Here is a 22,421-nt window from a genome sequence, read left to right as displayed (position 1 = left end):
GGCTATGACATGGCCTTTTGAAAATGATACCAGCGCCATTACAAAGAAGCTGGCAAAGAAAAGTTTGCAAAGCGAGAAGCGCCGGAATCTGATGGTGGTGATTGCCGTTGCGCTGGCGGCGTTTCTGATCTGCTTTACGGGAATTGTGTCTACCTCCCTGACACAAATGCAGCGCAATCAGGTTGTCGATACTTATGAGGCGGTCTGGCTGGGCGTAGAGGAAAACGACATTGAAACCCTGAAAGGACTGCCGGAGTTTGAGCGCGTAGGCGGCTACTATATGCTCGGCGAGGAACTTTCGGAACAGGGCTATCATGCCTCTTATGTATATAATGACGCAGAAATGATGGAGATTGGGCGCGACCAAATGAAGCTATTGGAGGGGAATCTACCCCAAAAAGCAAATGAAGTTGTCGTAAGCGAATACTTTCTCTCCACCTATGGAAACAATGCCAAGATCGGGGACACTGTGACCTTAGATACCGAGAGTTTTCATGGTGATTATGTCGTTACCGGCATTATGGACAGCGTAAATGAAAAAGAAGCGAATACCTGCGCTATCATTCTTTCCAAAGCTGCCCTGACAGAATGGAAAGGGTTTGATCCGGCTGGGTATCGCGCTTATGTCCATTTCAAAAACAGCGATCAGTTGGGCGAGGAACTGATAACCTCTTATTGCAGAGAGATTGCAGAGGAATATCAGCTTCCTAATCCCAGCATGAACAACAAGTATTTTGCTTATGCTTCTAAATCCTTTGATTTTTTACCGATTTTTGGTGTGATTGTTATTGTTCTGATCGGCGGCTATATTGTGATTCAGAGTATCTTCCGTATCTCCATCAATGACAAAATCAGGAGCTACGGACAGCTTCGGACGATTGGTGCAACGCCAAAGCAAATCAAGCGGATTGTAAAGCGGGAGGGACGCAAACTCGGCAGTATCGGAATTTTGATTGGTACAGTGCTGGGCGTATGCTGCGGTTTTCTTCTGTTTTCCAAGGGATTTAACGCTGTTTCCTATGCCGTTATGGTTTCCCTGACACTCATAAGCGGTTGGATCATGGTGTCTATTTCCATCCGTAAGCCGGTGAAAATCGCGGCAGGGATTTCCCCCATTGAAGCCGTCCGTTTTACCCCAGTGCAAAAGGACATCCGCAGCCGGAAAAAGAATATCAAGCTCAATCCTGTTTCAATGGGAATTGCGAATTTTAAGCGTGACCGAAAAAAGACAATCAGTATTGTAGCATCTTTGAGTATCGGCGGAATTTTGCTGATGGTGGTATCTTCCATTGTTTTAGTGCGCTCACCAGAACAAATTGCAAGATTATATTTTCCTGACAGCGATTACAAAATATATCTCCAAGATCTATCGGAAGAAATGTTAGTAAAAGGTAATCCGCTAAACGAGGAACTAAAGCAGGAAGTTTTATCTGTTGATGGTGTTACGGATATAATCGTAGCCAGACAATCGCTCCATACCAGCATTAAAACAGATGCTAACCAAAATTCAGGAATATGTGATACGCTGACTGACCAGAACTATGCTATGGTTGAGGCTGCATTGACAGAGGGAACGATGCCGACAGATTCTCATAGTATCGTAATTCACGACCAGATTGTAGCGTATTTTGAAGATATGGGCGTCGGTTCCACCGTTGAATTTTCTTCAATAGATGGTAAGCAGTCCATCCCTGTTACAATATCGGGAGTGTTTTCCACTTCAAAAATGCCTGTGATTTTCGGGCATGGACGCGCTCATACAGATGGCTCTGTTTTCTTTGCTCCAAAAGATTTATTCTACGAACTGTACCCGGAAATTACTACCTTTGATTACTCATGGAGCATTGTAAGCAATCCGAAAAAAGCTGAAACTGTAAAAGCTGAACTGAAAAATATTGTAGCCGAACACAGTAACCTTGCTTTAGATGAAATAGATACAGCGATTGCGGCTGAAAAATCACAAAATTCTGCGGCGTTTGGTAGTATGCAGGTTCTTTCATGGTTGGTGTTCCTCTTTGGTGTTATCAACCTCATCAATACGACCCTTTCTAATCAGATGTCCAGAAAACAGGAAAACAGTGTTTTGCGTTCCATTGGTCTGACACAAAAACAGTTATGCAAAATGAATATATGCGAGGGTCTGTGTTATGCGTTCTTTGCAACATTGGCAATCCTGATTGTCGGATTTCCTATTTCTATTGTTGCAAGTAGAGAAATAAGTATAGCTACTTTTGGTGGAAATGTAGTACCTTACAAATTCCCGGTTTTGGAAATGGGATTGTTCATTCTGGTATTATTCGGAATGGAACTGATCTTGTCTGTATGGACAATCCGCAGACAGAAAAAACAATCTCTGATTGAACAAATGCGGGCGATGGAATAACCGTATGGGATCGGCGGGGCGGCATGTGCTGCCCCGCTTTTTTCGCCATTTCTCAAAAAATTTTTGAAATGTCCGAGCTTTGTAACAATTCGGCCTGTTTTTTTGTCGAAATCAAAGGCACCTCGGACATTTATAGTTCTTCCAAAAGTTTGATGATAATATTACCATTCATGGAAGAAGCAATCTGTTATTGCAATAATGCGAAATTGACGATAGAAAGTTTTTCATATCTCGGTCAGCTCAACAATTACATTACTCTGCTGATACAGCCAGTCCGTAAATTCTTTCGGGCTGGCCGTTCCTGTTTTTACAGCCTTTTTTCTCTGTAAGGCTTCTTTCTTAAAGTCGGAAAAGGAAGCCTGTATTTTTTCCAGACGGTCAGCCGGAAAGCCTGCGGTATTTTTTACCCGGTTTATTTTGTTGCGCCAGTTCTGGCATTCATTTTTATAAAGCAGGTCATAGTTATTTTCTCTTGACCTCTCGTCAAATTCCCGCTTGTTTTGAAGCGCCTGTGCTTTTCGGCACTTGTCGCTGCACAGCTCATACCGCTGGCTCTTTGCCAGAAAATATTTTCCACAGACCTTGCACCGCCGGAAGCAAAGCCCCCAGTCATTCAGCCTGTTCAGATAATAGGTAATCAACGGGTAGAGGGACGCATAGGCAGACACACATTCTTCTGTGCGCCGGTTGTCCGGGAACCAGAGGTCAAGCCGGGTATCTTCTGACGGTGCGCCTTTGAAATAAAGGCTGCCAGCTTGAAATTGTTTCGGTTTTCCTGTCTCCCTGTCAAAGCTCATGGTTTCGTTTTGGAATACCCCGGTCAGTCTGCTCATTTTATCCATGAAGCGGTCACAGGCAGCGTTACGGTCACGGGGTTCTCTGGCAAGCAGATAGCTGTTCCAGATACGGAACGCCACATACATTTTCAGAGGGTCGTTGCTAAGATATTTCTCCCAAAGAAATTCGCTTGCCGCCTGCTCCAGCTCCGGCTGTTTCCATCGGTTGGAGTGGAGAGCTTGCCGCAGCGGAGAAAGCCCGTATAAGTTCCAGTCTCTGTCCGTGTCACGCTCAAAGTTTATCAAAAAAGTTCCCAGTGGGCGTGTCATATCACAAAGCACCTCTGCGTTTTGGCTCCCGTTCAGACGGAAGCGGATCTGCTGTTCTTCCCCAATCAAAATCCGCTCTTTCATTTTCTTCCTGTCCAGCGTCAGGACAAACAAAATCCTCTCAAAACATGGCTCATGCCGTATAAACTGATTCTCCATCCCTATCCCCTGCCTTTGTTTATGGTAATTATATAATTCAGTTATATCCGTTACACTCATGGTATCGCAGAATCATTGTTTTGTCAAGGATAGTACGCTATGATGATTGCGGTTGGTAATTTCGTACCGCACAGTACCTTGACAAGTGAATGACCGTCCAAAAGGGATATGACCGGCAGGAGAAGTGACGCATTCGGCGCACCAATGCAGGGAAACACCGCAGGAATGGGGCAGGAAAACGGCTTTTGGGGAGAACGGCAACAGGAAGCATTTTAACCTATTTGATTTATGGGAGGAACAGAATGAACGATAAAAAGAGATTGAACAGCTACGAGGATTTACCGCTGGTTCTGGATGTGGCGGACATTCAGCGGATTATGGGAATTTCAAGAGCGAGCGCCTATGAGCTGGTACACACACCCGGCTTTCCAGCGTTCCGCAGGGGCAGACTTATCAAGGTCAGCAAAATTGCTTTCTTTGAATGGATGGCAAAAGGCTCCGAAACCGTACCGGGAAGCGACAAATAAGCGTGAGGTATCATTCCCTGACTTGCAATACTGCCGCACTTTCCAAAGGGGCATACAGAGGGAAAAAAACTTAAAAATGATACCGAGACGCTACATCAAAACAGCCTATCTGCGTACATCAGATAGAAACGGAGAAAGGAGCCGGTTATGGCAAGAATGAGTAACAAGCGGCGGTTGGAATGGTCTTTCTTCTTAAATGACCGCAGCCGTATCACTTACAACGAACTGTGCCGGAAATGCCAGCACGAATGTAAACAGAGCTTCCGGGCGGTTGTGGTTGACTGCCCGAAGTATCTTTCCAAGCGTTCCAAGAAAAAGGACAAGACTGCCGGAAACGGCAAAATCCCTTAGGAACTAAGGGCGCACTTCTATACATAGTCTAAAGACCATGTATCGTGCGTCCTGCGGAGCTTACCTCTGCCGCTGATAAAATCAGCAATCCGAGGTCTGCGTTCGCTTCGCTCCGACAAGGTGGCTACACCCCCTTGCGCCGCTAAAGCGGCTATCCCCTGTGTACCCGCCGCAAAGAGAAATCCGCTCTGCGGTTTTCCCTTTTCATCGGGTTTTATAGAAGCACTGACACACGGACTGTCTGCGGATGGTCTTTCTTTATCTTATCAGCAAAGGATGTGAGAACATGGAAAAATCTTTGGAACAGTTGAAGCAGGAATATGAAAAAACCACTGTCCTGCTGGAACAGGAAAAACGGAAAATGCAGCGTTTGAAAAACCGGCAGGCGTATCTGGAAAGCGGTTCCCGGAAACAGAGGACGCACCGGCTGATTACCCGTGGGGCAGCTATTGAGAGCATTGCACCACAGACAAAGGAGCTATCCGAAGCGGAATTTTATTCCCTCATGGAAAGCATTTTGAATCTGCCGCAGGCGGAGCATTTCATCCGGTCTGCCACAGAGAACCACGCCCGTATTTCCGGGCAGGAGAAAGGCGGTGACTAAGGATAGCACTTTATCATTTTTCAATCGCACAGATCAAGCGCAGCGCCGGTCAGAGCGCCATTGCCAGCGCAGCCTATCGAGCCGGGGAGCGTCTTTACAGCAGCTACTATGGAGAAGTCAGCGACTACACCAAAAAGGGCGGCGTGATCGCTTCGGAAATCATGCTGCCGCCCCATGCGCCGGAAATATATCTTGACCGGGCGACCCTCTGGAATGCTGTGGAGAACTGCGAGAAACATCCAAAAGCACAGCTTGCCTATTCCTTTGATATTGCCATGCAGAATGAATTGACGCTGGAAGAAAACATGGAGCTGGCGAGGAAGTTCGTACAGGAGCAGTTTGTGACAAAAGGCATGATTGCCGACCTTGCTTTTCACAGCCCGGAGAAAGAGGACGGCGGCATCCCTAACCCGCATTTTCATGTGATGACAACCATGCGCCCTTTGAACCCGGATGGCACATGGGGACAAAAACAGCGTCGGGAATATCTTCTTGATGAAGATGGAAACCGAATCCGGGATAAAAACGGCGATTATATGTTTAACGCTGTCCATACAACAGACTGGCATGAGCCGGAAACGCTGGAACACTGGCGGGAGCAGTGGGCGGCTGCCGTTAATACAAAATTTGAGGAAAAAGGGCTGGATGTGCGTATCGACCACCGTTCCTATGTGCGGCAGGGGCTTGACCTGATACCTACTGTCCACGAGGGAGCTAATGTCCGGCAGATGGAAGCAAAGGGCATCCGCACCGAGAAAGGGGAACTGAACCGCTGGATTAAAGCCACCAACCGGCTCATGCAGGATGTGAGGAAGAAGATCAAAGCCCTGTTTGTCTGGATGGCAGAGGTAAAAGAAGAACTTTCCAAACCGCAGACACCGAGCCTTGCCGACCTGTTGATCGCTTATTACAACCAGCGCAACGCAGGGGCATGGAGCAATAAAGCCAGAACCGGAAACTTAAAGCAGTTTGCCGAAGCCGTCAATTATCTGACGGAAAACAAGCTGCTCACATTAGAGGATTTGCAGGAGCGTCTTTCCTCTGTCAACGAAGAATTTGAAGCGTTAAGCGACTCCATGAAAAAGAAATCTGCCCGGATAAAGGAATTGCAGGAATTGATACGGGAGGGCGAGAATTACCAGCGGCTAAAACCTGTTCATACGGAATTGAACAATATCAAGTTTAAGAAACAGAGGGAGAAATTTGAAACATCCCACGATGCGGAGTTACGGCTGTTTTATGCCGCCCGCCGTATTTTGAAAGAAAAACTGGACGGAAAACCCATTGCCCTGAAAGCATGGAAACAGGAATACGCACAGTTAAAAACAGAGTATGCCGAACTGTCTCCGCAGCACAAGCCACTCCGGGAGGAAGTCATACGGCTACGGCAGGTGCAGAACGCCGTAGATACCGCACTGCGCCGGAGGGAGCAGCCACAGGCAGTACAGAGAAAGAAACATGAGATGGAGCTATGATATAACCGGCAGCTTTACCGCTACCAGTATTTTTATGGAGGGAGCATTTGAATGTATTTGAAGCGGTGAAACAGTCTGTTACCACCCGGCAGGCTGCTTCATTCTATGGAATCCGGGTGGGGAGAAACGGCATGGTCTGCTGTCCATTCCACAATGACCGCACGCCCAGCATGAAAGTGGACAGCCGCTTTTACTGCTTCGGCTGCGGGGCTTCCGGGGATGTGATCGACTTTGCCGCTTTGCTGCATGGATTGGGGAAACGGGAAGCTGCGGTCAGGCTTGCGGAGGACTTCGGCGTTTCCTATGAGAAATCCGGCAATGCGCCGCCAGATAGGAAGCGTCACAACAGGTCACAGCCCCGACAAAAATCAGCGGAGCAGAGATTTCAGGAAACGGAACGGTATTGTTTCCGGGTGCTATGCGATTATCTGCGCCTGCTGGAGCATTGGAAAACAGCACACGCCCCACAGCCGCAGGATGCCATCTGGCATCCTCTTTTTGTGGAAGCGTTGCAGAGGATAAGCTACACAGAATACCTTTTGGATATTTTGTTATACGGAGAAATAGAAGAAAAAGCGGCATTGATCGCCGCACAGGGAAAGGAGGTGTTGCGGCTTGAACAGCGAATTTCAGAGCTTGCCGCCGGAAACGCAGGAAGCGGTCAAAAGGACGATGGACACAATGGAACCGGCGCAGACACCGGCAGAAATCCGGGAAACATTAGAGGGGACGCAGAAAGGCGGCGTGAAGAACAGCATCCGAAACTGCCTGACGGTGTTCCAGCGTGACCCTCTGTTTCGCGGGGCGCTGCGCCTGAACCTTTTGACGGAGCAGATTGACATTGTGAAGCCGCTGGGCTGGGAGCGCACCAGTACCACGCTGACCGACATGGACATGAACTACCTGCTTTTGTATCTGGAAGAAAATTACGGGCTTACCAGCGAGAAAAAGGTGCAGAGCGCCATCAAGATTGTTGCCAATGAAAACCGCTACCATCCAGTCAGGGATTACCTGAACAGCCTGCAATGGGACGGCACAGAGCGCATCCGTTACGCCCTGCATCACTTTCTGGGAGCCGATACGGACGAATACACCTATGAAGCCTTGAAACTGTTCCTGATGGGAGCCATCCGGCGGGTATTCAGACCGGGGAGCAAGTTTGAGGTCATGCTCTGTCTGGTTGGTGGTCAGGGAGCCGGGAAATCTACCTTTTTCCGGCTGCTGGCAGGCAGGGACGAATGGTTTTCAGACGATTTGAAAAAGCTGGACGATGAAAATGTGTACCGCAAGCTGCAAGGGCATTGGATTATCGAGATGTCGGAGATGATTGCCACAGCCAACGCCAAGAGTATTGAGGAAATCAAGTCATTCTTAAGCCGCCAGAAAGAAACCTACAAAGTGCCGTATGAGACACATCCGGCAGACCGGCTGCGGCAATGTGTATTTGGAGGGACGACCAACCGGCAGGACTTTTTGCCCCGTGACCGCACCGGCAACCGGCGCTTTCTCCCCGTGACGGTGTACCCGGAACGGGCGGAGGTTCACATACTGGACGATGAAGCGGCGGCGAGGGCGTATATCGAACAGATGTGGGCGGAAGCCATGACGGTTTATCGCAGTGGGAAGTATAAGCTGTCATTCAGCATGGAAATGAACCGATACCTGAACGCCCACCAGCAGGACTTTATGCAGGAAGACACACAGGCCGGCATGATCTACGCCTATTTGGAGGACTACACCGGCGACAGGGTATGTTCCAAGCAGCTTTATGAGGAAGCGCTGGGGAACTTAAATTCCCCGGCAGACTGGGAGACACGGGCAATCTGCGAGATTATGAATACCGGCATTGCGGGCGGCATCATACAGGGCTGGGTAGCCTACAAAAGCCCGAAGCGGTATAAGAAATACGGTTCTCAAAAAGGCTGGGAGCGTGTCAACCAAGCTCCGCCGGAGGGGGACGGTTTTCAGGAAATCACGGAAGAAGAAGCCCGGCAAATGGAACTTCCATTCTGAAAAGCCACCGGTTGACAGTTTGGTTGACGCTTTGGTTGACAGCCGGTTGACGGGGAAAAGCCTGATATTTGGGGCATTTCTCTCCTTTGTCAACCATGTCAACCAAGAAATCAAAGAAAAAGTAAAAAGTAATAATAGAGCGCCTATGGATTGTTTTCAAAGTCTTTTCTGCCGGTTGACACGGTTTGGTTGACACGGAGACAGTCTGCGGCTGTACACCTGTCTGACATTCCCTTGTCGGGCATATTTCATTTATGGAGGTAACTGCCTATGGCAAAAAGCAAAAACGAGAGCAATAACAAAAGCAGCGGCACCCTGCTTACCGAAAAAGACGGCACCCAGTATTTTGTCATGGGGAAAGTCCGTATCAAGGTATCGGAGCATTTCGCACAGGATGGGAAGCCGCTTGACAGCCTGCTGGAAGATGTGATCCAGCACGCTGCCGCCGCTTCCTGAAAAAATACGGAATAACGACTGTCAATCAGCCCACGCTTATGATATACTTGTACCAGCGAGTATTGTATAAGCGTGGGTTGTTTCTTTTAGAAGGAGGATTTTTAACCGTGAAACAACCATACAATACAACGATTTATAACACTGCACTATATTTGAGATTGAGCCGTGACGATGAATTACAGGGGGAAAGCGGCAGTATCCAGACCCAGCGCATGATGCTTAGACAGTATGCCGCAGAGCATGGGCTGACCGTTGTAGACGAGTACATTGACGACGGATGGAGTGGGACAAATTTCGAGCGTCCAAGTTTCCAAAGGATGATTGATGACATCGAGGACGGGAAAATCAACTGCGTTGTCACAAAGGACTTATCCCGTCTGGGAAGAAACTATATCCTGACCGGTCAGTACACGGAAATCTATTTCCCCAGCAAGGGAGTACGCTACATTGCCATCAATGACAATGTGGACACCATCAACGGAGAAAGCGAGCTTGCACCGTTCTTAAACATCCTGAATGAAATGCACGCCCGACAGACCAGCAAAAAGGTCAAGGCTGCCATGCACACAAGATTTGCCAATGGCGCACACTATGGAGCCTATGCACCGCTGGGCTATGTAAAAGACCCGGACAAAAAAGGTCATCTTCTGATCGACCCGGAAACACGCTGGATTGTAGAGAAGATTTTTGACCTTGCTGTACACGGGCGTGGAGCCGCCAGCATTACACGGATTCTGGTGGAGGAAAAAGTACCTACCCCCGGCTGGCTGAACTATGAAAGATACGGGACTTTCGCCAATATCTACGCCGGTGCGCCCGCAGAAAAAGCCTATGCGTGGACGATAGCACAGGTCAAGAGCATTTTGAAAGAGGAAACCTACATCGGTCACAGCATTCACAACAAGCAGAGCAACATTTCATTCAAGAACAAGAAAAAGGTGCGGAAGCCGCAGGAAGAATGGTATCGTGTGGAAAATACCCACGAAGCCATCATTTCTGAAGAAGTGTTCCAAAAAGTTCAGGAGCTGATTGCAAGCAGACGCAGGAAACGCAGAAACGGTACGACACAGATTTTCGCAGGATTGATAAAATGTGCAGACTGCGGATGGTCTTTAGCCTATGGGGAAAACAAGCAGAATAAGAACCCATACGGGTACTACCATTGCAGCAAGAACGGGCAGGGATTACGCCAGTGTTCCATGCACTATATCCGCTATGATGTACTGTATGCCTATGTGCTTGCAAGACTGCAATACTGGTCTATGCTGGCACAGAAAGACGAGGACAATCTGCTGAAACGCCTGCTCAATGCCAGCGACAGGGAAAGAAACTCTGCGAAGAAAAAGCAGGCTGCGGAGCTGAAAAAGGCAGAGAAGCGTAAAGCCGAGGTTGACGGGCTGTTTGCTAAAATGTATGAGGACTGGTCTGCCGGACGCATAACCGAGTATAACTTCAATATGCTGTCCGAGAAGTACCAGAACGAGCAAAAGGAGCTTGAAACAAAAATAAGACAGCTTCACGAAACGATGGAAGCCGCCGTACAGACCGCAGCGGATGCTGAAAAGTGGATTGCCCTGATGAAACAGTATGTCAACCCTGTGGAGCTGACCGCCGAACTTCTGAACACTCTAATTGAAAAAATAACCGTCCACGAAGCTGTCAAGGGCGAGGACGGAAGCCGTGAGCAGGAAGTAGAAATCTACTACCGCTTCATCGGCAAAATCGACTGACCTTTCTTTTTTACCCAACAATATCTTTAATTAAGGGAGACGGGCCAGTCAGTGCCTGATTTAAACAGAATTTTGGAAATGGCAAGAATTTTTGGCGTTACAACTGATTACTTATTAAAAGATGAAATTGAAGAAGCGGAAAACGTTGATGGTTTTAAAAGTACGGAAAGTTCTAAGAAGCTTCGAAAGGTTACTATGGAAGAGGCAGATGAATTTTTACGAATTAAGACTAAAACGTCACCTATCATAGCATTTGGAGTATCTTTATGTGTGGCATCTGCAGCACCATTGATTGCCCTTATAGGTTTAAGTGAAAGCAGAAGAATTGGAATTACAGAGGATTTTGCCAGCGGAATAGGCGTGGCAATACTTCTTGTAATGGTGGCTGTAGCAGTATTTCTATTTATTTTAAGCGGAAGGGAATCCTCTAAATATGAATTTCTAGGCAAAGAAGAAATAGAAACTGAATATGGTGTTGATGGCATTGTCAGAGAAAAGAAGAATGGTTTCTCGGGGAAGTTTACAATATCAGTTGGAATTGGAGTAGTTCTATGTATTTTAAGCTGTGTGCCATTAATGCTTTGCGCAGGAATTAACGCAAAAGATGATATTGTAGTGATATCAGTTTCAATTTTGCTTCTGATCGTGGCAGTGGCAGTCAATCTTTTTGTGAGAGTAGGCATAGTTAATTCAAGTTTTGACGTATTATTGCAGGAAGGCGACTACACTGTTAAGAAAAAGAAAGAAGCTCCTGTTGTTGGAGCCGTTATGCTAGTGTACTGGTTAATCTTTGTGGCAATCTATTTAGGATGGTCATTTCCAACAGGAAAGTGGGATATTTCATGGGTTGTGTGGCCGATAGCAGGAGTACTTTCCCCGATAGTGGCTTTAATAACAAGAATGTTTGTGAACAAAAAATAGCTATATAATTTTTGGTAAAAATAGTCATGGTTTAAACTGTGGCTATTTTTGTGTTTAACAATATAAAAGTAATAATTTAGCATTGAATTGGCAATGACATAATAGTAATATAATATACAAAATCCTTATTTGGCTTTGTCAGAAGAACAAATATTACAAAAGCTTAAAATCTGACAATTATAGGCACACAGAAAGGTTTAAAAATGAATATAAAACTATTGCAAACATTAAGAAATTATAACAAAGACAATTTTATAAAGGACATTATTGCAGGAATTATTATTATGGCGGTGTCTATTCCTATCTCTATGGGATATGCACAGATAGCCGGTCTGCCTGCAGTTTACGGATTGTATGGTTCGGTATTTCCAATTCTTGTTTTTGGACTTTTTTCTACATCGCCTCAGTTTATATTTGGTGTGGACGCGGCTCCTGCAGCTCTTGTAGGTTCAGCGCTTTTGACACTTAACATAGAGGCTGGTTCAGACAAGGCTATGGCAGCAGTTCCTGTTATGACGTTTTTTGTTGCCTTATGGTTGTTGGCTTTTTATTTTATGAAAGCCGGAAAGCTGGTTAATTACATTTCAGCACCGGTAATGGGTGGTTTTATAACAGGTATTTGTACAACAATCATATTAATGCAGATTCCAAAGGTTATGGGAGGCACATCGGGAACAGGAGAGTTTTTCGAATTAGCCGAACATATCTATAAGACTGCGCTTAATATAAATATGCCATCAGTAATTATGGGAGTGATAGCACTGGTAATACTTTTTGCCTCGAAGAAGATAATGCCTAAATTTCCAATGGCAGTAGTTTTAATGTTTGTGGGTACGATTTTCACAATAAGTCTTCCAATAAGAGATTGGGGAATTAAGACTTTAAATGCAGTAGAGCCGGGACTTCCAAAGTGGAGTATTCCTGATTTCTCGGCTATTCCAATTCAGCAGACTATTACTATCAGTTTGTCGGTGGCAGTAGTAATTATGGCTGAAACTTTGTTGGCAGAGAATAGTTTTGCTCAAAAAAATAATTACAGAATAAATGATAATCAGGAGATTTTTGCATTTTCCCTAGGTAATTTTATGGCTGCTTTTACAGGATGTTGCCCTATTAACGGTTCAGTTTCCCGTACGGCAATGGGTGAACAATATCAGGCAAAAACTCAGCTTACAGGCATTGTGGCAGGATTTTCTATGATAGTGTTACTTCTTTGCGGAACAGGATTTATCGGATATCTTCCTATTCCTATTTTGACGGCAATAGTTATTTCAGCACTTATGGGTGCAACGGAGTTTGACTTGGCGGCAAGGTTGTGGAAGGTAAGCAGAACTGAATTTCTAATTTTTATGGGAGCTTTTCTCGGTGTACTTTTACTTGGAACAATAAATGGTGTTTTAATTGGTATTATTCTTTCTTTTACAGAAATGATTATAAGAACATCAAAACCTTCAAGATGTTTTCTTGGAATACAGCCGGGGCATAGACATTTTAGGGATTTGAACGAGGGAAGACAAATACATGCCATTGAAGGAGTTGTAATTTATAGATTTAGCAGTAATTTATTTTTTGGCAATATTCAGGTGTTGCAACGCGATATTGAAGACAGCATAAAACCGGATACCAAAGCTGTAATTCTTGATGCAGGTGGCGTTGGAAGTATTGACATAACTGCAGCAGATAGGCTGGCAATGTTGTACAAGTCACTTGAAGACAAAGGCATTAGATTTTATATTACTGAACATATTGCAAAGATTAATGAGCAACTTCGAACACTGGGGCTAGGGTATATGATTGAAGAAGGAAGAGTTAGAAGAACTATTCACATTGCTTTGAAGGATATGGGTATTGGAAGACCTTATCCTTTAGAGGGTGGCGTAGAAAATGAAGAAAGAAGTGCTTCAAGAAAAAGAGTAGATAATAAGGTTCAGGAGTTCGTTTGGGCATACGGAGCTGAAAGTGAAGAGCAAATTGAAAAGCAGATTGTTTTGCAGATTCAGCAGTTAAAGAAAACAGGAGATATGGAGAAACTTTTCCACGGAAGCTGGTCACATATGGATGCTTTTGACGAGGACGAGTGGTTAGAGCATCTTGAAGAACATCTAAAAGAGATTGTTAATATTTCAGGAAAAGATGAAAAAACTATTGCTGAACGTTTAGAAAAGCATAGAGAAGAAATACATAGAAGAATCAGGGATGAACATCCTGAAATGGCAGAAAGATTTAAGGAAAGAAGACATGTTCTTGATGAGCATTTAAAAGAAAAGCATCCGGAAGTGTTTAAATTAATTGAAAATCTGAGAGAAAATCAGAATTAAACTTAAAAATTCTTCTTGAAAATGCTGACAAGAAAATGTATCAGAGAAAGGCAGCCATGAAAGGCGGAAATGTAAGATAATATCAGCATTATTTCGTGAGGTTTTTTATGCAATAGTGTGTGCCTTAAAGTAGCTTTATACATATTATTGTTTAAAGTGCCGAAATTTAAAAAAGTACTTACGAAAAATAAAATTTTACTGTAGAATACCTAAGGAAATTAAAAGAACGCAGTGAAAGTCAGATACGAAAGTAGAGATGGTAACGAGTTTAACAACTATTACATCTCTACTTTTTATTATGTGAAATGAGCTAAACGGAAACTTCTTATGTTTGAATAAAAGTCTTCCACACTGAACTCATTGAGAATAGCAATGCAGATGGATTTCACTGTTGAAAAAGAACACAAAAATAAAAGGAGGATTTATTATGCCACAGAATAAGAGAGAAAGTTTTATTTACACAGTAATTATGTGCTTCACTATGGTTTTATGGATGAGCATTTACAACGTAACATTACACACAGGAACATTTAACGCCCAGGTTATTAAGGATGCATGGTTAGGATTTCCAATTGCCTATGTATTTGCAGCATGTATGGATTGGTTTGTAGTTTCAGGATTGGCTAAGGGATTTGCCTTTAAATATTTGGTTAAGCCGGATAGCAGTACACTTAGAAAAGTAATTTCAGTTTCATGTTCAATGGTTGTTCCAATGGTAATTATAATGTCACTTTATGGTGCGGTTGAAGCAAGTATTAGAATGGGTGATTTCAGCAACGTATTATTCATCTGGTTAACTAACATACCAAAGAATTTTGTAATGGCATTACCATTCCAGTTAATTATTGCAGGACCATTAGTAAGAAAAGTATTTAGAACAATATTCCCTGAAGGAAAAGTATTAGCATAAAACTATTTTTAGAAAAATGAATCGTTTTTATAAAAATATGAAAGAAATAAAATTTTAATTATGCCGAATTTTCGAGCTAAATAATAGTAAAATTAAGTAAAAATTATACAATATATACAAAAATACGTCTAAAATCAACTATTCTTTGTTGAAATATTGCAAAAAACGTTTTCCTAAAATATTCTAGAAAAGTAATTTGATTTTTTGAGAATGTTTTAGATTGGAAAGGACTAGAATATTTCTTTAAAGAAATCCAGGTACGGAAGGTTTTAGAGGGGTAAAAGTATATATTGTATTTTTTTTATTTAGGAGGTAAGAAAATAATGAGAAAAGGTAAGAAGATTGCAGTGGCAAAGAAAACCGCAGCGGCCTTTTTGACAGCGGCAATGGTTACGGGAATGTTGCCGGCAGGGCAGATTCAAAATGTTATGGCAGCAGACGATTCACCTTATGTAATTTCTACAGGAAGAATGGTGTATGCAAGTTCTTCAGTGGGAAATAGTGACCCGGCTTATGCAGTAGATGGATCCACCGGTACAAGATGGGAAAGTGCATGGAATGATAACACAGAGTGGATTTATGTTGACTTGGGAAAAGTTACTGATGTAACAGGCGTAAAGTTATATTGGGAAGGTGCCTATGCCAAGGAATACAAGATTCAGGTTTCAAATGACGAAGAAAATTGGAGTGATGTTTATGTTAATTCCGATTGCAAAGGTGGAAATGAGGACTTAAACATAACAGCAAATGCCAGATATGTACGAGTTTATATGACAAAGAAGGCTTTAGAAGCTTACGGATATTCTTTGTATGAGTTTGAAGTGTACGGTAAAGACGGGGTAACAAAAAGACCCGTAGATTATGGTGAAAATCTTGCCTTAAATAAAAATGCTACAGCATCATCATTAAGAGATGTATGGTGGATGTACGACGATAATGGAGTAATTGACCAGACTTCTGTATTGGCTAAGAATGCAGTTGATGGAAATGACAATTCATATTGGACATCAGGAGAAAAAGACAATCAGTGGTTGATGGTTGACCTTGGAGCAAATTATGATATTGGACGTGTTGAAATTGATTGGTCATCTGATGCAGGAAAGATGTATGACATTCAGGTTTCAAAAGATGGGGGTAATTGGACAACTTTATACAGACAGCTTAAAGGTTATGGTAATGAAGTTGCAAATATTGAACTATATGCCAATGCACGTTATGTAAGAATGTATGGATATACAAGGGTTGAAAGTGGTAGCGGATTTAGCATAAAGGAAATGAAGGTTTATAAGTACAAAGCAGGCGACAGAAAGGTAACCCATAGTATTCCAAACCTTCCTGATTCGTATGTTGTTTCAAACGGTAAGGGAACATATCTTGCAAATTCAATGTACAACGAAAAAGCAAAATTACCTGTTTACAAAACAGATGATGTTAAATCACCGATAGCAAGTAATGACTGGTGGCAGTCAATGCTTATTAATAAGTTTGGAAACTTAATGTCAACTCTTCCAATGAAAATGAAATATTCAACTAAGGGACTTGGCATTTTGACAGCAACAAGTGGCTGGCTTCCTGACATGGGCAGTACTGATGTAAACGTATCGGTTAATTCTGAAACTGAAACTGATTTTTATATTTTGCCTGAAAACCTTGATACAGCTACAGCTTGTGATAAGGTAAGTGGATATGGTGACTATTCAGTAACAGCACAGCTTGCAGACGACAATCATGTTGCAATGACAAGTACATTTGTAAAAGGTTCACCTTACATCTATACAGAATATGGCGATACAAAGTCAGTTTATATTTCATCATTAGCCATTACATCAATTTTTGACGGTAACGGAAATGAAATATTGGCAAAAAATCTAGATTCAATGAAAGCAGATCATATCGGTCTTGAAATTACAGACAGTGATAACAAGAGCAAAACAAAAACATCAAAAAGTTATTATTGTTTAACTGTTCCTGAAAATACAACATTTAAGAAAATCGGAAGTTATATTAGAGTAACATTCCCTGAAACTAACGGTTATATGTCTATTGGAACAATGAAAGATAAATCACAGATTGAAACATTCTATAGACATGGATATGCTTTTGTTACAGATACAAAAGTTACATACAGTTATGATGACAGTAAAGCAAAGGTAACTTCAACATATAAGACTACAACAAGTCTTAAGAGGAATGGATTTACAGATCAGACATTTATATGTATGCTTCCTCATCAGTGGAAAAATTCAACAGATGATAATAAGGCATTTGCAACATATTCATCTGTAAGAGGTGATTTAAAGACTATTGAAGGACTTTCATTTACAACAGTTTCAGAGTTTGCAGGACTTCTTCCAACATTTGCTCTTCCAACTAATGCAGAGTTTGATGGAGAGGCAGTTTTAGGTTACTTAAATGAATTGGAGGATGCAACAAAGAATTTAAATCCTGCAGGTGATGCATATTGGGAAGGCAAGAACCTTCATCCTTTGGGAATGGGAGTTCTTATGGCAGACCAGCTTGGAGAAACAGAACTTAGAGATACATTCTTAAAGAGAATGAAGAAGATTCTTGTTAACTGGTTTACTTATGAAGGAAAGGATGATATCAGTTATTTTATTTATAATAATAACTGGGGAACTCTTTACTATGAACAGAGCGAGTTTGGGGCAAATGCAGCAATTTGTGATCACCATTTTACATATGGTTACTTCATGTTTGCAGCAACAGTTTTAGCTACATATGATAATGAATTTTATAATGATTACAAAGGTATGATTGAAATGATGATTAGAGATTATGCCGGACCTTCTGACAATGATAGTGAATACTGTAGATTTAGAGCTTATGATATGTACGAAGGACATTCATGGGCAGGCGGATACGCAGACAATGATTCAGGTAACAATCAGGAATCAGCCAGTGAATCATTATTTAGCTGGGTAAGTATGTATCTTTGGGGAGTTCTTACAGAAAATGATGAATACAGAGATGCAGGAGTATTTGGATTTACAAATGAAATGGAAGCAGTGGAACAGTATTGGTTCGATTACGACAAAGACAACTGGATTAAAGAATGGCCATACAATGTAGTAGGTCAGGTCTACGGTGGAATTAACTTCTATGGAACATTCTTTGGTGGACAGCCATTATATGTTTATGGTATTCAGTGGCTTCCGATTTCAGAATATTTAACATATTACGGAATGAATCAGAGCAGATGTGCTGAAATATATCAGGGATTGTTAGATGATACAACAATAGCAATGGCTAAGGCAGTACAGGCAGCTAAGAACGAAGGAAAGAGTCAGGAAGAAATTGACAAGATGCTTAAAGAGTATCCACAGGCAGATACAGGTTGGCAACATATTACATGGCCATTCCTTTCACAGACTAATCCAAGTCTTGCAATGGAGAAATTCCTTGCAAACGATACAAAGGTTCAGAAAACAGATACAGCTAACACATATTGGTTTATTAACAGTATGAAACAGTTAGGCGTAAAAACAACTGACATTGTTGCAACAGGAGATTGCTCAGCAGCAGTATATTACAACAAGGATACAAGTAAATACACAGCAACAGTTTGGAATCCTACTAACGACACAAAGGTTGTAACATTTAAAACTAACGGTAACAAGATTGGCACAGCAACAATTGGTGCAAAGGCACTTGTAAACTTTGAAGTATATAAGAATAAGAGCTTTAACATAGTACAGGCTTCAACTCCTGAAATATCTGTTCCATCAGGAAAATATGATGATACACAGTATGTAACAATTTCATCAGAAACACCTGGAGTTACTATTTACTATACAACAGACGGAACAATGCCAACAACATCATCAAAGGTTTATGATGGAGTATTTGCAGTATCAAGTACAGCAACAGTTAAAGCTATCGCAGTAAAAGATGAATATATTACATCTGCAATGGCTTCAAGCACAATCACTGTGAATGGCACAGATGTTTCACTTAAAGACAATATTGCATTAGGCAAGAACGTTAAGGTTTCATCATCAGAAAATCCAAGTGTAGACGGAAGTAAGATAGTCGATAACGACGGAACAACAAGATGGTCTTCAGAATTTACAGATAATCAGTATTGTCAGATTGATTTAGGAAAGAATTACACAATTAATAAGGTTACATTTAACTGGGAAGCTTCATATGCTAAGGAATACAAGATTCAGGTTTCAAAAGATGGAAACAACTGGACAACAGTATATGAAAACAACAATGGCAAAGGTGGAGAAGAAAGCATTGTATTTGATGCAACTGAATGTAGATATGTAAAGATGCAAGGTGTAAAGAGAGCATTAGCATACGGATATTCATTGTGGGAAATGGGTGTGTATGAAGCTGCAAAAGTTGAAACACCAATATTTAGCATTCCATCAGGAACATACAGTAAGGCTTTGAATGTAAACATTAGCAGTAATACTAAGGGTGTGGAAATCAGATATACAACAGACGGTTCAACACCTAACGAAAAGTCAAACTTATACGTTCCAAGTATTAAGATAAGCAAGAATACAACATTAAAAGCGATTGCTTACAGAAAAGGAATGATTGATTCACCTGTGGCAACAGCAGAATACAAGATTGACGGTTCATCAACAGAACCTGAGCAGCCAACAACACCTGACACATCAGAAACAAAGATTATTTCTACAGGTTGCAAAACAGTAACATCAGGTTCAGAAAATGATGTATTTGGTGGCAAAAACGCAGTAGACGGAGATAAGGGAACACGTTGGTCATCTAATTTTGCAGACGATGCATGGATTTATGTAGACCTTGGAAAAACATACTCAATTAATAAAGTTGTTTTAACTTGGGAAGGTGCTTACGGAAAAGCATATAAGATACAGACATCAACAGATGGAAAAACATGGAAGACAGTTAAAAACGTGACTAATGGAAAAGGTGGAGAAGAAACGGTAGCATTTAATTCTACAGATGCAAGATATGTAAGAATGCAGGGTGTAGAAAGAGCATTACCATATGGATATTCATTATGGGAAATGGAAGTTTACGGTAAAGTTTCAGGTTCAGTATCAGATGATTCAAATAATGAAGATTCATCAGTTCCATCAGGTACAAACGTTGCAAAATCAGCTAAGGCTACATCATCAGGAAATGAAGCTGATGCAATGGCAGCAAAATATGCAGTAGATGGGGACAACGGAACACGTTGGTCATCAAACTTTGTGGATGATGCATGGCTTTTAGTAGACTTAGGCAAGGCTTACACAATCAACAAGGTAGTACTTAACTGGGAAGGTGCTTACGGAAAGGCATACAAGATTCAGACATCAACAGATGGCAAAAACTGGACAACAGTTAAGAATGTAACAGATGGAAAAGGTGGAGAAGAAACTATAACATTTGACGCTACAAAGGCAAGATATGTAAGAATGCAGGGTGTGGAAAGAGCACTTCCATATGGATATTCATTGTGGGAAATGAGTGTTTATACTAAATAAGTCTGACGTAATATTTTGAAAAAATAAAAAACCAAGTGTTTAAACAAGAAAAGAGGCACAGTTTACGGTAATTAGTAGGCTGTGTCTTTTTCTTCTTATAAACTAATTTGTACTAATTATTAAATTGCAAAAATTATTTTTAATATCAAAGAAAAATTCCCTAAATGCTTACTTTTATTGATTAATTAGCAATCAGATGTTATACTGTAAAAGTTAATATTGGGTAAAATATGCCTGTTGATTTGGGCTGTTTTAGATACAATCATATAGAAGAAATAACGAGAAAACATTAAATATGAATTATTAGAGAAAGGGTAGACTAATATGAAAACAGCAGTAATGACTGATAGTAATAGTGGAATTACACCGGAAGAAGGAAAGAAAATTGGAATATATTCTCTTCCAATGCCGGTTATCATAGAGGGAGATGTTTTTTACGAAGGAAAGAACATTACACAGGAAGAATATTATGGTGCAATGACTTCAGGAAAGAATGTTACAACATCACAGCCATCACCCGGGGATGTAATGGATATGTGGGATGGCATTTTGAAGGAAGGCTATGAACAGGTTGTTTACATTCCAATGTCAAGCGCATTAAGTGCTTCATGTCACGCGGCAATTCAGCTTTCAGAAGAATATGACGGAAAGGTTCAGGTTGTTGATGATCACAGAATCTCAGTAACAATGAGAGAGTCAGTTCTTGAAGCAAAATGGATGGCTAATCAGGGAATGACAGCAGAAGAAATAAAAAAGAAACTTGAAGAAAATGCTTACAATTCAAGTATTTACATTGCTGTTGATACTTTAGAATACCTTAAAAAAGGAGGACGTGTTACAGCAGCAGGAGCAGCCATAGGAGCAGTTCTTAACATTAAGCCTGTACTTACAATTCAGGGTGAAAAGCTTGATGCATTCACTAAAGTTAGAGGAATGAAGAAAGCTGAACTTAAGATGTTAGAAGCTATTGAAGAAGACCTTAATACAAGATTTGCTGATGTAGATAGAAAACAGTTAAGACTTGGAGCAGCAGGAACATTCCAGAAACAGGAAGACGCAGACCAGTGGTACAAGATGGTAAAAGATACATTTGAAAACGAAATCGACGATATATATTATGATTCATTGTCATTTAGTATAGGATGCCACGTTGGACCTAATGCAATTGGTATTGGAATAAGTGTTGTTACAAGAGATGAAAAGTAAATATTAAAAAAAGAAGAATCCCTCGGAAAGTGTCAGCTTTCGGAGGGGTAATTTTTTTAGAAGGATTAAATACAAACATAATCCCCTTAGTTAGTTGAAATAAACTCCTAAAAATAGTATCATTAAGAGTAAGACTATTTTGTAAATTATAGAAGGCAGGTACGATTATGTATGCAGTTTTTGGATTAGGGAATCCTGATAAGGAATATGATAAAACAAGACACAATATTGGTTTTGATGTTATAGATGAGTTGGCAAGTCAGATGGGTGTTGAGGTGAAGACTAAGAGACATAAGGCTTTATGCGGTATTGGAAATATTGGTGGCGAGAAAGTGATTTTGGTGAAGCCACAGACTTATATGAATCTTAGCGGTGAGTCAGTGAGAGCAGTTATGGATTTCTATAAGCTTGATCCGGAGAATGACATTATTGTTATTTCTGACGATATTAATTTGGCTACGGGAAGAATTAGAATTAGAGCCCAGGGCAGCGCAGGCGGTCATAATGGTTTGAAGAGTATTATTAATCACGCGGGAACTCAGAAGTTTAAGAGGGTGCGCGTGGGAGTAGGTGCAAATGAAGGAAATCTTGTAAATCATGTGCTTGGCAAGTTTAGCAAGGGCGAAAGAGTTTTGGCTGAGCAGGGTATAAAAGATGCAGCCTCAGCAGTTGAAGTTATGATTTTGGAAGATATAAACACAGCAATGAACAAATTTAATTAGAAGATATAAATATAGCAATGAATAAATTCAACTAGAATCTATCAAAATAGTGAA

The 22,421-nt window shown here is 41.7% G+C and carries 16 protein-coding genes; 15 read left to right on the top strand and 1 reads right to left on the bottom strand.

What is annotated here, in order from left to right; all coding sequences use genetic code 11:
• Positions 1-4 precede the first annotated feature (4 nt).
• Positions 5-2,383 (top strand): ABC transporter permease, encoded by a 2,379-nt coding sequence (locus tag NQ558_RS01425; RefSeq protein WP_005362413.1) that lies wholly within the window; start codon positions 5-7, stop codon positions 2,381-2,383.
• A gap of 224 nt (positions 2,384-2,607) precedes the next feature.
• On the opposite strand, the gene NQ558_RS01420 is transcribed toward NQ558_RS01425, so the two are convergent.
• Positions 2,608-3,648, bottom strand: coding sequence for a DUF6076 domain-containing protein (locus NQ558_RS01420; RefSeq protein WP_008816376.1), 1,041 nt, complete (start codon positions 3,646-3,648; stop codon positions 2,608-2,610).
• 302 nt (positions 3,649-3,950) lie between these two features.
• Here NQ558_RS01420 and NQ558_RS01415 point away from each other — a divergent pair, with 302 nt between their 5' ends.
• The 14 genes from NQ558_RS01415 to pth all read left to right on the top strand — a co-directional run bounded on the left by NQ558_RS01415 (position 3,951) and on the right by pth (position 22,367).
• Positions 3,951-4,175 carry a helix-turn-helix domain-containing protein gene (locus tag NQ558_RS01415; RefSeq protein ID WP_005362423.1) on the top strand — a complete coding sequence of 75 codons (225 nt, stop codon included), beginning with the start codon at positions 3,951-3,953 and terminating at the stop codon, positions 4,173-4,175.
• 147 nt (positions 4,176-4,322) lie between these two features.
• On the top strand, positions 4,323-4,526 hold the full coding sequence (locus NQ558_RS01410) for a hypothetical protein (protein ID WP_004614949.1): 204 nt from the start codon (positions 4,323-4,325) through the stop codon (positions 4,524-4,526).
• A 286-nt stretch (positions 4,527-4,812) separates the two neighbouring features.
• Positions 4,813-5,130 carry a DUF3847 domain-containing protein gene (locus tag NQ558_RS01405; protein ID WP_008816380.1) on the top strand — a complete coding sequence of 106 codons (318 nt, stop codon included), beginning with the start codon at positions 4,813-4,815 and terminating at the stop codon, positions 5,128-5,130.
• Positions 5,131-5,132: 2 nt separating this feature from the next.
• Complete coding sequence (gene mobQ / locus NQ558_RS01400) at positions 5,133-6,605, top strand: MobQ family relaxase (protein WP_074104019.1); 1,473 nt, start codon at positions 5,133-5,135, stop codon at positions 6,603-6,605.
• 47 nt (positions 6,606-6,652) lie between these two features.
• Positions 6,653-7,393: a CHC2 zinc finger domain-containing protein gene (locus NQ558_RS01395; RefSeq protein ID WP_014079457.1), complete on the top strand. Its 741-nt coding sequence runs from the start codon at positions 6,653-6,655 to the stop codon at positions 7,391-7,393.
• Positions 7,278-8,618 carry a virulence-associated E family protein gene (locus tag NQ558_RS01390; RefSeq protein ID WP_009321442.1) on the top strand — a complete coding sequence of 447 codons (1,341 nt, stop codon included), beginning with the start codon at positions 7,278-7,280 and terminating at the stop codon, positions 8,616-8,618. Before NQ558_RS01395 ends, NQ558_RS01390 begins: the two co-directional genes overlap by 116 nt.
• Before the next feature lie 270 nt (positions 8,619-8,888).
• A complete protein-coding gene (locus tag NQ558_RS01385; protein WP_005362436.1) occupies positions 8,889-9,074 on the top strand; it encodes a hypothetical protein in 186 nt (61 codons plus the stop codon).
• A gap of 38 nt (positions 9,075-9,112) precedes the next feature.
• A complete protein-coding gene (locus NQ558_RS01380) occupies positions 9,113-10,804 on the top strand; it encodes a recombinase family protein (protein WP_005362438.1) in 1,692 nt (563 codons plus the stop codon).
• A 51-nt stretch (positions 10,805-10,855) separates the two neighbouring features.
• Positions 10,856-11,725, top strand: a complete 870-nt coding sequence (locus tag NQ558_RS01375; RefSeq protein ID WP_050750976.1) for a hypothetical protein — start codon at positions 10,856-10,858, stop codon at positions 11,723-11,725.
• Between the two features lie 203 nt (positions 11,726-11,928).
• Complete coding sequence (locus NQ558_RS01370) at positions 11,929-14,043, top strand: SulP family inorganic anion transporter (protein ID WP_005362441.1); 2,115 nt, start codon at positions 11,929-11,931, stop codon at positions 14,041-14,043.
• A gap of 427 nt (positions 14,044-14,470) precedes the next feature.
• Entirely contained in the window at positions 14,471-14,953 is a 483-nt protein-coding gene (locus tag NQ558_RS01365) for a DUF2798 domain-containing protein (RefSeq protein ID WP_005362443.1), read from the top strand.
• A 323-nt stretch (positions 14,954-15,276) separates the two neighbouring features.
• A complete protein-coding gene (locus NQ558_RS01360; protein ID WP_005362444.1) occupies positions 15,277-20,439 on the top strand; it encodes a discoidin domain-containing protein in 5,163 nt (1,720 codons plus the stop codon).
• 324 nt (positions 20,440-20,763) lie between these two features.
• Positions 20,764-21,645 (top strand): DegV family protein, encoded by an 882-nt coding sequence (locus NQ558_RS01355; RefSeq protein WP_005362445.1) that lies wholly within the window; start codon positions 20,764-20,766, stop codon positions 21,643-21,645.
• A 167-nt stretch (positions 21,646-21,812) separates the two neighbouring features.
• The gene (gene pth / locus NQ558_RS01350) at positions 21,813-22,367 is read left to right on the top strand and encodes an aminoacyl-tRNA hydrolase (RefSeq protein WP_005362447.1); all 555 of its coding nucleotides are present in this window, start codon (positions 21,813-21,815) and stop codon (positions 22,365-22,367) included.
• Positions 22,368-22,421 lie beyond the last annotated feature (54 nt).

Source organism: Eubacterium ventriosum, from assembly GCF_025150745.1.
GTDB classification, from domain to species: Bacteria; Bacillota; Clostridia; order Lachnospirales; family Lachnospiraceae; genus Eubacterium_G; species Eubacterium_G ventriosum.
The sequence above is the reverse complement of the archived record's forward strand: the minus strand, read 5'-3'. Positions and strand labels throughout refer to the sequence as shown.

What these genes read in the sequence shown, in the direction of transcription:
- NQ558_RS01360 (WP_005362444.1), top strand. Translation starts at nt 15,277, where the DNA reads ATGAGAAAAGGTAAGAAGATTGCAGTGGCAAAGAAAACCGCAGCGGCC.
- NQ558_RS01405 (WP_008816380.1), top strand. Translation starts at nt 4,813, where the DNA reads ATGGAAAAATCTTTGGAACAGTTGAAGCAGGAATATGAAAAAACCACT.
- NQ558_RS01410 (WP_004614949.1), top strand. Translation starts at nt 4,323, where the DNA reads ATGGCAAGAATGAGTAACAAGCGGCGGTTGGAATGGTCTTTCTTCTTA.
- NQ558_RS01385 (WP_005362436.1), top strand. Translation starts at nt 8,889, where the DNA reads ATGGCAAAAAGCAAAAACGAGAGCAATAACAAAAGCAGCGGCACCCTG.
- pth (WP_005362447.1), top strand. Translation starts at nt 21,813, where the DNA reads ATGTATGCAGTTTTTGGATTAGGGAATCCTGATAAGGAATATGATAAA.
- NQ558_RS01355 (WP_005362445.1), top strand. Translation starts at nt 20,764, where the DNA reads ATGAAAACAGCAGTAATGACTGATAGTAATAGTGGAATTACACCGGAA.
- NQ558_RS01415 (WP_005362423.1), top strand. Translation starts at nt 3,951, where the DNA reads ATGAACGATAAAAAGAGATTGAACAGCTACGAGGATTTACCGCTGGTT.
- NQ558_RS01390 (WP_009321442.1), top strand. Translation starts at nt 7,278, where the DNA reads ATGGACACAATGGAACCGGCGCAGACACCGGCAGAAATCCGGGAAACA.
- NQ558_RS01370 (WP_005362441.1), top strand. Translation starts at nt 11,929, where the DNA reads ATGAATATAAAACTATTGCAAACATTAAGAAATTATAACAAAGACAAT.
- NQ558_RS01425 (WP_005362413.1), top strand. Translation starts at nt 5, where the DNA reads ATGACATGGCCTTTTGAAAATGATACCAGCGCCATTACAAAGAAGCTG.
- NQ558_RS01380 (WP_005362438.1), top strand. Translation starts at nt 9,113, where the DNA reads ATGATATACTTGTACCAGCGAGTATTGTATAAGCGTGGGTTGTTTCTT.
- NQ558_RS01365 (WP_005362443.1), top strand. Translation starts at nt 14,471, where the DNA reads ATGCCACAGAATAAGAGAGAAAGTTTTATTTACACAGTAATTATGTGC.
- NQ558_RS01420 (WP_008816376.1), bottom strand. Translation starts at nt 3,648, where the DNA reads ATGGAGAATCAGTTTATACGGCATGAGCCATGTTTTGAGAGGATTTTG.